We start from the raw sequence: 10,267 nt of genomic DNA on the forward strand, positions 1-10,267 counted from the left end.
CGGGTGCCGACTCCCTGGTGTGGCCCGGGCGCGGGTGCGGGCCTCGCCCCGCCCCGCCGGGCGGTTGCGGGCAGGTGCCGACGCGAGGCGTCGATGATCACGGTGCGTAGTGGTGTGGGTGGCTGCGGCGCACGGGGACGCGCGTAGCGGCGCGGGACGGGGAAGGGTGTGCGCCCGGGTGTGCCCGGCTCGCGGCGGGGGGTGCGACGACCGGCCCGGGCGTCCCCGGGACCGGCCGTCCCACCTCTCGGTCCAGTCGCGGCCGGGGTCGCTGTCCCCTGCTGTCCGGCCGCGGCACCCGCGCACGGTCCCACGGCACCGCGCTCCCGGCGGGGCCGGGGCGGCGGTGCCACATGCGCCGGTGGACTGGGATGAAGCTCCACGCGTGGTCCTGCAGTCCGTACGGCGGCGCCCCTGGCCGGGGCGAAGGCGGCGCGTCTGGCGGGCGCGGCGCGGTCGTACGGTCGTCTGAAGCAACGAAAGGCGGCCCCGCCCGGTCACGGTCGTTCGGACGGGCAGACGAGTGAAACCGGACAGCCCGGTAGAATCGGTGTCCAGACACCCCCACCCGTCGCCGCCGCGGCCCCCGCCGGGGAAGCGGTTCGGTGTGACACCTCTCGTACCGCTGCCGGAAGGCCGTCTGTGTCCTCTGCAATTCCCGTCCAGTCCGCGCCGGACAACGACACCGTCCTGGTGGTCGACTTCGGCGCCCAGTACGCCCAGCTCATCGCCCGTCGGGTGCGTGAGGCGCGGGTCTACAGCGAGATCGTGCCGAGCAGCATGCCGGTCGCCGAGATGCTCGCCAAGAACCCCAAGGCGATCATCCTCTCCGGCGGTCCGTCGTCGGTCTACGAAGAGGGCGCGCCGCAGCTCGACCGCGCGATCTTCGAGGCCGGGGTCCCGGTCTTCGGCATGTGCTACGGCTTCCAGCTGATGGCCAAGACCCTCGGCGGCACGGTCGACAACACCGGCGCCCGCGAGTACGGCCGCACCCCGCTGACCGTCAGCCGCACCGGCTCCACCCTGTTCGAGGGCGTTCCGGCGGAGCACTCGGTGTGGATGTCGCACGGCGACGCCTGCTCCGCCGCCCCGGAGGGCTTCACCGTCACCGCGTCCACCGCGGTGGTCCCGGTCGCGGCCTTCGAGAACGACGAGGCCCGCCTCTACGGCGTCCAGTACCACCCCGAGGTGCTGCACTCCGACCACGGCCAGCAGATCCTGGAGCACTTTCTCTACCGCGGCGCCGGTATCGCCCCGACCTGGACCACCGGCAGCGTGGTCGAGGAGCAGGTCGCGCTGATCCGCGCCCAGGTCGGCGAGAAGCGCGCGATCTGCGGCCTCTCCGGCGGCGTGGACTCCGCGGTCGCGGCGGCCCTGGTCAACAAGGCCATCGGCTCCAAGCTGACCTGCGTGTACGTCGACCACGGCCTGATGCGCAAGGGCGAGACCGAGCAGGTCGAGAAGGACTTCGTGGCGGCCACCGGCGTGCAGCTGAAGGTGGTCGACGCCGCGGAGCGCTTCCTGAACGCGCTGAAGGGGGTCACCGACCCCGAGGAGAAGCGCAAGATCATCGGCCGGGAGTTCATCCGGGTCTTCGAGCAGGCCCAGGCCGAGATCGTCGCCGAGGCCGGCGAGCACGGCGAGTCGGTCGACTTCCTGGTCCAGGGCACCCTGTACCCGGACGTGGTGGAGTCCGGCGGCGGCACCGGCACCGCCAACATCAAGTCCCACCACAACGTCGGCGGCCTGCCGGAGGACCTCCAGTTCCAGCTGGTCGAGCCGCTGCGCAAGCTGTTCAAGGACGAGGTCCGGATGGTCGGCCAGGAGCTGGGCCTGCCGGAGGAGATCGTCCAGCGCCAGCCGTTCCCGGGCCCGGGCCTGGGCATCCGGATCGTCGGCGAGGTCACCCAGGAGCGGCTGGACCTGCTCCGCGACGCCGACGCGATCGCCCGCGAGGAGCTGACCGCGGCCGGCCTGGACCGTGAGATCTGGCAGTGCCCGGTCGTGCTGCTCGCCGACGTGCGCAGCGTGGGCGTGCAGGGCGACGGCCGCACCTACGGTCACCCGATCGTGCTGCGCCCGGTCTCGTCCGAGGACGCCATGACCGCCGACTGGTCGCGCCTGCCGTACGACGTGCTGGCCAAGATCTCCACCCGGATCACCAACGAGGTCCGCGACGTGAACCGCGTCGTCGTCGACGTCACCAGCAAGCCGCCGGGCACCATCGAGTGGGAGTGAGCACTCCCGCCGGCCGCTGAGCCGCTGCTGAACGGCCGTGCCGTCGTTCCCGTACCAGGGAGCGGCGGCGCGGCCGTTCGCGGTGGGGCGGTCGCCGCCGGGGTGGGGACCTCCCACCGAAAGCGATCGGGAGCGGGCAGAATGCGGACCGGACCTGTCAGGGAGTGGCGGGCCGCGAGGGAAGGTGTGAGCGATGTCGGAGGCTGGCAACTCCGTGGCTGGTGACGGGGAAGCGGGCGACGGGGGAGCGGCCGGTCCGGCCGACCGGGCGGCGCAGTGGCGGGCGTCCGCGTCCCGGTACGCGCTGCTGCCGCTGCGGCTCTTCCTCGGCGTCACCTTCGTGTACGCCGCCCTCGACAAACTGTCCGACGCGCACTACCTGGCCGGGGCGGCCGACCCGGCGTCGTTCGTCTCGCAGACCCAGGCGGCCAAGGGCGGCAGCCCGATCTCCTTCCTGCTCGGCGCCGCCCTGGACGCGCCCACCCTGTTCGCGCTCGCCGTCGCCTTCGGTGAGCTGGCGGTCGGCCTCGGCACCCTGCTCGGCCTCTGGGGCCGGATCGCGGCGCTCGGCGGCGCGCTGATCAACCTCAGCCTCTGGCTGTCCGTCAGCTGGAACGTCTCGCCCTACTACCTGGGCAACGACCTCGGCTACCTGATGGCCTGGACGCCGCTGCTGCTGGCCGGCACCCCGGACCTGTCGGTGGACGGCTACCTCGCCCGGCGGGCCGGCCGGGACCGGGGGCGCGGGCTGGGCGAGGACCGCGTCAGGCGCCGGGCGCTGGTGGACGGCGGGATCGCCGCCGTCGCGATCGGCGGCGCCGGGCTGCTCACCGGCTCGCTCACCCGGACCTTCGGCCGGGCCAAGCACTCCGCGCCCAAGCAGTCCGCGGCCCCGGCCACCACCCCGGCGCAGTCCGGACCGGCCCCCTCGGTGGCCGCCGCGAGCGTGCCGGTCGGCGGCTCGGCCCAGGTCAAGGACCCGGCCACCGGGGACGCCGTCTACATCGTGCAGCCCAAGGCGGGCCAGTACTGCGGCCTGTCCGCGGTGTGCACCCACTCCGGCTGCGCGGTCGACGCCCCGAAGAACGGCCAGCTGTACTGCCCCTGCCACGGTTCCCGGTTCGACGCCGCGACCGGTGCGGTGGTCAACGGGCCGGCGGTCAAGCCGCTGCCGAAGTACACCGTCACCCAGGACGGCGACAAGCTGAACCTCGGGCCGCTGCAGAGCTGAGCCTGATCGGGCGGGTTCAGTCCCGGCGGTCGGTGCGGCCGCGCCGGGCGACCGCCGCGACCGCGCCGGCCAGGCCGCCGAGGCCGAGCACGATGAAGGTGACCGGGATGACGATCCGGCCGTTCACCGCCTGGTCGTTGAGCGCCGCGACCAGGTAGACCACCGCGATCGTGCTGAACAGCGCCCCCGCGATCAGCGAGAACAGGTCGAGCCGGTGCTTCCTCACTGCTGGACCACCTTGATGTTGCCGATCCCGACCGCGAGTTCGAGGTCGAATGTGCCCTTGGACGGATGGCCGCTGCCGGGTGGCAGCAGGTAGGTGTGGCGGCCGGTGCCGTTGTTGCGCTCACCGGGGGTGGAGACGTCGCCGAGGCCCACCCGGGCCACCAGGTTCACCGTCACGTCCGGCGGCAGGACGACGGTCAGCTCGCCGGCGCCGAGTTCGACCTTGCTGGTGAGGGTGGCCCCGGCCGGGTCGAGCCCGCTCAGGTCCAGCTGGAGCCGGCCGGCCCCCAGGGCGTACCGGGGCTGGAGTTCGGCCGAGGCGACGACGGTGAAGTCGCGCTGGCCGACGGCGTTGCGCATGGAGTCCGGGGAGTGGCCGACGAAGACCAGCGCCAGGGTGAGCAGCAGGCCCGTCACCGCGAGCTTGCGGGCCCGGCCGAACTTCGCGCCGAGCAGCAGCGTCAGGCCGATCACCAGCAGCGCGGTGGCCAGCACGGTCGCGCTCAGCACGGTGACGTCGGTGTGGCCGGCCGAGGCGGACCAGACCGCGGCACCCGCGCCGATCGCCAGCAGCAGGCCGAAGAAGCCGAGCGCGGACCGCTCCCGGGGGTGCCGGACGGCGGCGGGCCGGGGCCGGCCGGGCGGGCCGTCCTTGCGCAGCGGGTCGCCCGCGGGCAGGTCGACGCGCTGCCACCAGGGCTGGGCCGGGCCGCCCGCCGGCGGCACCGGGGTGCCGAACGGCGGGGTGGGGCCGGCGCCGTACGGGTTGCGCTCGGGGTGGCGCGGGTCCCACAGGTAGCCGGTCGGGCCGGGGGCCGGGGAGTCGGCGGGCACCGTTCCGGCGGCGCGCTCGGCCGCGTGCCGGGCGCGGGCGGCCTCGTCGTCCTCCGGCCCGGACCACGGGTACGGGCCGTACTGGTCCCCGTCGGGGTAGTGGCGGTCGTACGGGCCGCCGCGGCGGCGCCGGCGCACCCGGCCGCGGCGGCGGTCCGGGTCGTAGCGCACCGCCAGGAAGACCAGGCCGGCGAGCAGCAGCAGCGGGAACAGCTGGTCGTCCTGGCCCATCGAGGAGAAGAACACCCCGGTACCGATCACGGCCAGCAGCACCGCGCCGACCGACTGGCCGTCCACCCGGCCGGTGAGCACCCGCTGGAGTTCGGTGCGCCCGTGCCGGGTGCCGCCCCGGCCGTCCGGCACCGGCTCGGTGGGGACGATCAGCCAGGCCAGGCCGTACAGGAACAGCCCGAGGCCGCCGGAGAGGCAGAGCACCACGGTGACCACCCGGAAGACCACCGGGTCGATGTCCAGGTGCCGCCCGAGGCCGCCGCAGACGCCGGCCACCACGCGGTGGTGCTCGGTCCTGGTCAGCGGGGGGCGGTCCGGTTCCGGCGGGGCGGCGGGCCCGGTCTCCTGGATGCGGTGGTCGTCGGTCATGGGCACCATCCTCCCGGCTGCCCCGGTCCGGCCCAACCGGTGCGAGCCCTGCCCGGACCCTGACTTGTCCCTGAGAAGGGGTCAGGGGCACACCCTGATGCGTCCGCGTGCGCGGGCGTGGAACCATCGGTGGCGTGGCAGCACCCGGTTCCGACCCCCGATCCCTCGCCCCCGACGCCGTGCCGGCGGGCGGCACCGACCCGACCGCGCCCGACGGCGGACGGCCGCCGTACCGCCGGCTCTACCGCAGCCCGCAGCGGCGGATGCTCGGCGGCGTCGCGCAGGGGCTCGCGGTGCACCTCGGGCTCCCGGTGCGGTGGGTGCGGCTCGCGTTCGTGCTGCTGTTCTTCGCACAGGGGATCGGCACCCTGCTGTACGCGGCGTTCTGGTTCGTGGTGCCGATCGGCATCGGCGAGCCCGCGCAGCGCGGCGCCGCCCACTGGGTGTACGTCAACGGCGCCTTCGTCCCGACCGGTTCGGGGCAGCAGCCGGGCGGCGCGCTGAGCAAGGGCCGCGGCGGCTGGCTCGGCCGGCTGCGCGAACTGCTCCAGCACGCCCTCCAGGGCGAGCCGGCCGCGGCCCCCGCGGAGGGGGAGGACGGCGCGGGCGGCAAGACCGGGCAGGGCGGCCTCGGCCAGCTCGCGGCCCTGGTGATGATGGTGATCGGCATCACCGCCCTGCTCAACGCGCTCGGCCTGCAGACCGCCAAGCCGTACACCTGGCCGCTGCTGGCGATCGGCGTCGGCGTCGCGCTGGTCTGGCGGCAGGCCGACGACTCGCGCTGGCAGCGCTGGTTCGGCCTGGAGGAGAGCGACAAGCGGCGCGGCGCCTACACCCGGGTCGGTGCCGGCGTGCTGCTCGTGGTGGCCGGCACCATCGCCTTCCTCGCCATGCAGGGCAGCGGCTCGACGCTCGGCTCGGTGGTCGAGGCCTCGCTCGCGGTACTCGCGGGGGTGCTGGTGCTGCTCGGCCCGTACGGGCTGCGCCTGTGGCAGGACCTCGGTGCCGAGCGCACCGCGCGCATCCGCGCCCAGGAGCGGGCCGAGATCGCCGCGCACGTCCACGACTCGGTGCTGCACACCCTGACCCTGATCCAGCGCCGGGCCGAGGACCCCAAGGAGGTGCTGCGGCTGGCCCGTGCCCAGGAGCGCGAGCTGCGGCTGTGGCTGTACCGCCCGGAGGCCGCCGCCGAGGCCGCGCCCGACACCATGGCGGAGAGCCTGCGCGCCGTCGTCGCCGAGGTCGAGGACCGGCACGGCGTCCCGGTCGAGGTCGTGATCGTCGGCGACTGCCCGATGGACGAGCGGATCGCGGCCCAGATGCAGGCCGCGAGGGAGGCGACCGTCAACGCGGCCAAGTACGGTGGCGGGGGACCGGTCCAGGTCTACGCCGAGGTGGAGGGGAAGACGGTGTCGGTGTTCGTCCGCGACCACGGTCCCGGCTTCGACCCCGACACGGTGCCCGAGGACCGGATGGGCGTACGGGAGTCGATCATCGGCCGCATGAAGCGCAACGGCGGCACCGCACGGGTGCGGCCCGCGCCGGACGGCGGGACCGAGGTCGAGCTGGAGATGGAGAGAACGAATGACTGAGGCAGCGCCGGAGCGCACCGCGAGAGTCGTCCTGGTGGACGACCACCGGATGTTCCGCACCGGGGTCCGGGCCGAGATCGGCCGCACCGAGGCGACCGGCATCGACGTGGTCGGCGAGGCCGACGACGTCGAGTCGGCGGTCCGGGTCGTCGCCGAGACCCGGCCGGACGTGGTGCTGCTGGACGTCCACCTGCCCGGCGGCGGCGGTGTCGAGGTGCTGCGCCGCTCGGCCGGGGTGATGGGCGAGCAGGGCGGGGTCAAGTTCCTCGCCCTGTCGGTGTCGGACGCCGCCGACGACGTGATCGGCGTCATCCGCGGCGGCGCGCGCGGCTACGTCACCAAGACCATCACCGGCACCGACCTGGTCAACGCGATCTTCCGGATCGCCGACGGCGACGCGGTGTTCTCGCCCCGGCTGGCCGGCTTCGTCCTGGACGCCTTCGCCGCCACCGACACCCCGCCGGTCGACGAGGACCTGGACCGCCTCACCCAGCGCGAGCGCGAGGTGCTCCGCCTGATCGCGCGCGGCTACGCGTACAAGGAGATCGCCAAGCAGCTCTTCATCTCGGTGAAGACGGTCGAGAGCCACGTCTCCGCCGTCCTGCGCAAGCTCCAGCTGAGCAACCGGCACGAACTGACCCGCTGGGCCACCGCCCGCCGTCTGGTCTGAACCCCGGCCTGGGCGGCCGAGCCGGTGCGCCGCTGAGCCGGTGCCTCGCTGAGCCCATGCGCCGCTGAGCCCCCGGTCGCGAGCCCGCCCGGTCCGGTTCCTCCGGGCCGGGCGGGCTTGTCGGTGGGTGGCCATAGACTCGGAGTGCCATGAGTAGCCTCTTTGACGACCTCCCGCTCCCCGGTTTCGAGGCACCCGCCGCCGGGTCGAAGCAGCCCGCCGTGCCCCTCGACGAGGAGCCCCCGCCGTACGAGGACGACGCCCCGTACGAGGCCTACGAGGAGGCCATCCCGGAGGGGCTGTTCCAGACCGACCACGCCGCCGAGACCGCGCGGGACGCCTGGTACCGCAACGGCGCCGCCCGCACGGTGGTGGATCCGGCGCAGCTGCTGGAGGGCATGAACGACCCGCAGCGCGAGGCGGTGCTGCACGCGGGCTCGCCGCTGCTCATCGTGGCCGGCGCCGGTTCCGGCAAGACCCGGGTGCTGACCCACCGGATCGCCCACCTGCTGGGCGCCCGCGGCGTGCAGCCGGGCGAGATCCTGGCGATCACCTTCACCAACAAGGCCGCCGGCGAGATGCGCGAGCGCGTCGAGGCGCTGGTCGGCCCGCGGGCCCGGGCGATGTGGGTGTCCACCTTCCACAGCGCGTGCGTGCGGATCCTGCGCCGCGAGTCCAAGGTGCTGGGCTTCACCTCCAGCTTCTCGATCTACGACTCGGCCGACTCGCAGCGGCTGATGTCGCTGGTCTGCCGCGACCTCGACCTGGACCCGAAGCAGTTCCCGCCGAAGTCCTTCACCGCGAAGATCAGCAACCTGAAGAACGAGCTGATCGACGAGGAGACCTTCGCCGACCAGGCCGCCAACCCGATGGAGAAGAAGCTCGCCGAGGCGTACACGCTCTACCAGCGGCGCCTGCGCGAGGCCAACGCGCTGGACTTCGACGACATCATCATGACGACGGTGAACCTGCTCCAGGCCTTCCCCGACGTCGCGGAGCACTACCGGCGCCGGTTCCGGCACATCCTGGTCGACGAGTACCAGGACACCAACCACGCCCAGTACATGCTCGTCCGCGAGCTGAGCGGCGGATCCGTCGCGGCCATGCCGAAGCGCACCGTGGACGGGGAGTTCGTGAACCCGGCCGCCGGGCGCCTGTCCGAGGTGCCGCCGGCCGAGCTGTGCGTCGTCGGTGACGCGGACCAGTCGATCTACGCCTTCCGCGGCGCGACGATCCGCAACATCCTCCAGTTCGAGGAGGACTACCCGAACGCGACCACGATCCTGCTGGAGCAGAACTACCGCTCCACGCAGACCATCCTGAGCGCCGCCAACGCCGTCATCGAGCGCAACGCCAACCGGCGCGAGAAGAAGCTCTGGACGGCCGGCGAGCACGGCGAGAAGGTCGTCGGCTACGTCGCGGACGACGAGCACGGCGAGGCCCAGTTCATCGCCGACGAGATCGACCGGCTCACCGACGCGGGCGACGCCAAGCCCGGCGACGTCGCGATCTTCTACCGGACGAACGCCCAGTCCCGCGTGTTCGAGGAGGTGTTCATCCGGGTCGGCCTGCCGTACAAGGTGGTCGGCGGGGTGCGCTTCTACGAGCGCAAGGAGGTCCGGGACGTCCTGGCGTACCTGCGGGTGCTCTCCAACCCGGAGGACACCGTGCCGCTGCGCCGGATCCTCAACGTGCCCAAGCGCGGCATCGGCGAGCGGGCCGAGGCGATGGTCGACGCGCTGGCCGCGCGGGAGCGGATCTCCTTCGCCCAGGCGCTGCTGCGCGTCGACGAGGCGTACGGGATGGCCGCGCGCTCGGCCAACGCGGTGAAGAAGTTCAACGTCCTGATGGCCGGGCTGCGGCAGGTCGTCGAGTCGGGCGCGGGCCCGGCCGCGGTGCTGGAGGCCGTCCTGGAGGAGACCGGCTACCTGGCCGAACTCCAGGCCTCCACCGACCCGCAGGACGAGACCCGGGTGGAGAACCTCCAGGAACTCGCCTCCGTCGCCCTGGAGTACGAGCAGGACCCGGGCGAACGGCCCGACGCCGACGAGGAGGGCACCCCGCCGGTCGGCTCGCTCCCCGACTTCCTGGAGCGGGTCGCGCTCGTCGCCGACTCCGACCAGATCCCGGACGACGAGGAGGGCCGGGGCGTCATCACGATGATGACCCTGCACACCGCCAAGGGCCTGGAGTTCCCGGTGGTCTTCCTGACCGGCATGGAGGACGGGATCTTCCCGCACATGCGGGCGCTCAACCAGGTCAAGGAGCTGGAGGAGGAGCGGCGGCTCGCCTACGTGGGGCTCACCCGGGCGCGGCAGCGGCTCTACCTGACCCGCTCGGTGCTGCGCAGCGCCTGGGGGCAGCCCGCGTACAACCCGGCCTCGCGGTTCCTGGAGGAGATCCCGGAGAACCTGGTGGAGTGGAAGCGGACGGGGGCGGCGCAGGCGCCGGCCGCGCGCGGCTTCTCCTCGGGGTCGTCCTGGGGCAAGTCCTCGTCGGGGGGCGGCGGTTCGCGCTCCTCGTCGGGTTCTTCGGGTTCTTCGGGCTCGTCGGCTTCGGCGAAGCCGAAGGCGGGCTGGGGGCAGTCGGCGCGGCGCGGCGGCCAGGTCGTCGAGCAGGACGCCGTCTCGCTCGCGATCGGGGACCGGGTCACCCACGACACCTTCGGGCTGGGCACGGTGGTGGGCGTCACCGGCGTCGGCGACCGGGCGCAGGCCACGGTCGACTTCGGTTCGGAGGGCCGCAAGCAACTGCTGCTGCGCTACGCGCCGGTGGAGAAGCTCTAGTGTCCTGCGCCGGAGATCCGTCGGCAGAATCGGGCGAGGGAGTCGAGGATCTCGTCGGCGGTCTTGGTCCAGGTGAACGGTGTGGGGTCTT

Annotated in this window: 7 protein-coding genes; 5 read left to right on the top strand and 2 right to left on the bottom strand. The window is 73.5% G+C overall.

Going from position 1 to position 10,267, the window contains the following annotated elements; all coding sequences use genetic code 11:
* Positions 1 to 642: 642 nt before the first annotated feature.
* Positions 643 to 2,238 carry a glutamine-hydrolyzing GMP synthase gene (gene guaA, locus AB0O19_RS05900; protein WP_350877181.1) on the top strand — a complete coding sequence of 532 codons (1,596 nt, stop codon included), beginning with the start codon at positions 643 to 645 and terminating at the stop codon, positions 2,236 to 2,238.
* Positions 2,239 to 2,431: 193 nt separating this feature from the next.
* The gene (locus AB0O19_RS05905) at positions 2,432 to 3,469 is read left to right on the top strand and encodes a Rieske 2Fe-2S domain-containing protein (RefSeq protein ID WP_363618029.1); all 1,038 of its coding nucleotides are present in this window, start codon (positions 2,432 to 2,434) and stop codon (positions 3,467 to 3,469) included.
* A gap of 16 nt (positions 3,470 to 3,485) precedes the next feature.
* Here the strand turns inward: AB0O19_RS05905 and AB0O19_RS05910 are convergent, their stop codons facing one another.
* Both AB0O19_RS05910 and AB0O19_RS05915 read right to left on the bottom strand, forming a co-directional pair.
* Positions 3,486 to 3,695: a hypothetical protein gene (locus tag AB0O19_RS05910; protein WP_363580170.1), complete on the bottom strand. Its 210-nt coding sequence runs from the start codon at positions 3,693 to 3,695 to the stop codon at positions 3,486 to 3,488.
* Positions 3,692 to 5,128: a PspC domain-containing protein gene (locus tag AB0O19_RS05915; protein WP_363618031.1), complete on the bottom strand. Its 1,437-nt coding sequence runs from the start codon at positions 5,126 to 5,128 to the stop codon at positions 3,692 to 3,694. The genes AB0O19_RS05910 and AB0O19_RS05915 overlap by 4 nt, the downstream gene beginning before the upstream one ends.
* Positions 5,129 to 5,307: 179 nt before the next feature.
* Between AB0O19_RS05915 and AB0O19_RS05920 the strand changes: the two genes are divergently transcribed.
* From AB0O19_RS05920 to pcrA, 3 genes are all read left to right on the top strand, one after another.
* A complete protein-coding gene (locus AB0O19_RS05920) occupies positions 5,308 to 6,720 on the top strand; it encodes a PspC domain-containing protein (protein WP_363618059.1) in 1,413 nt (470 codons plus the stop codon).
* Positions 6,713 to 7,390 carry a response regulator transcription factor gene (locus AB0O19_RS05925; protein WP_350877187.1) on the top strand — a complete coding sequence of 226 codons (678 nt, stop codon included), beginning with the start codon at positions 6,713 to 6,715 and terminating at the stop codon, positions 7,388 to 7,390. Before AB0O19_RS05920 ends, AB0O19_RS05925 begins: the two co-directional genes overlap by 8 nt.
* A gap of 149 nt (positions 7,391 to 7,539) precedes the next feature.
* Entirely contained in the window at positions 7,540 to 10,176 is a 2,637-nt protein-coding gene (gene pcrA, locus AB0O19_RS05930; protein WP_363618033.1) for a DNA helicase PcrA, read from the top strand.
* The last annotated feature ends 91 nt before the right edge of the window (positions 10,177 to 10,267 follow it).

Origin of the sequence: Kitasatospora sp. NPDC091276 (assembly GCF_040684355.1) — a bacterium.
Classification (GTDB): Bacteria; Actinomycetota; Actinomycetes; order Streptomycetales; family Streptomycetaceae; genus Kitasatospora.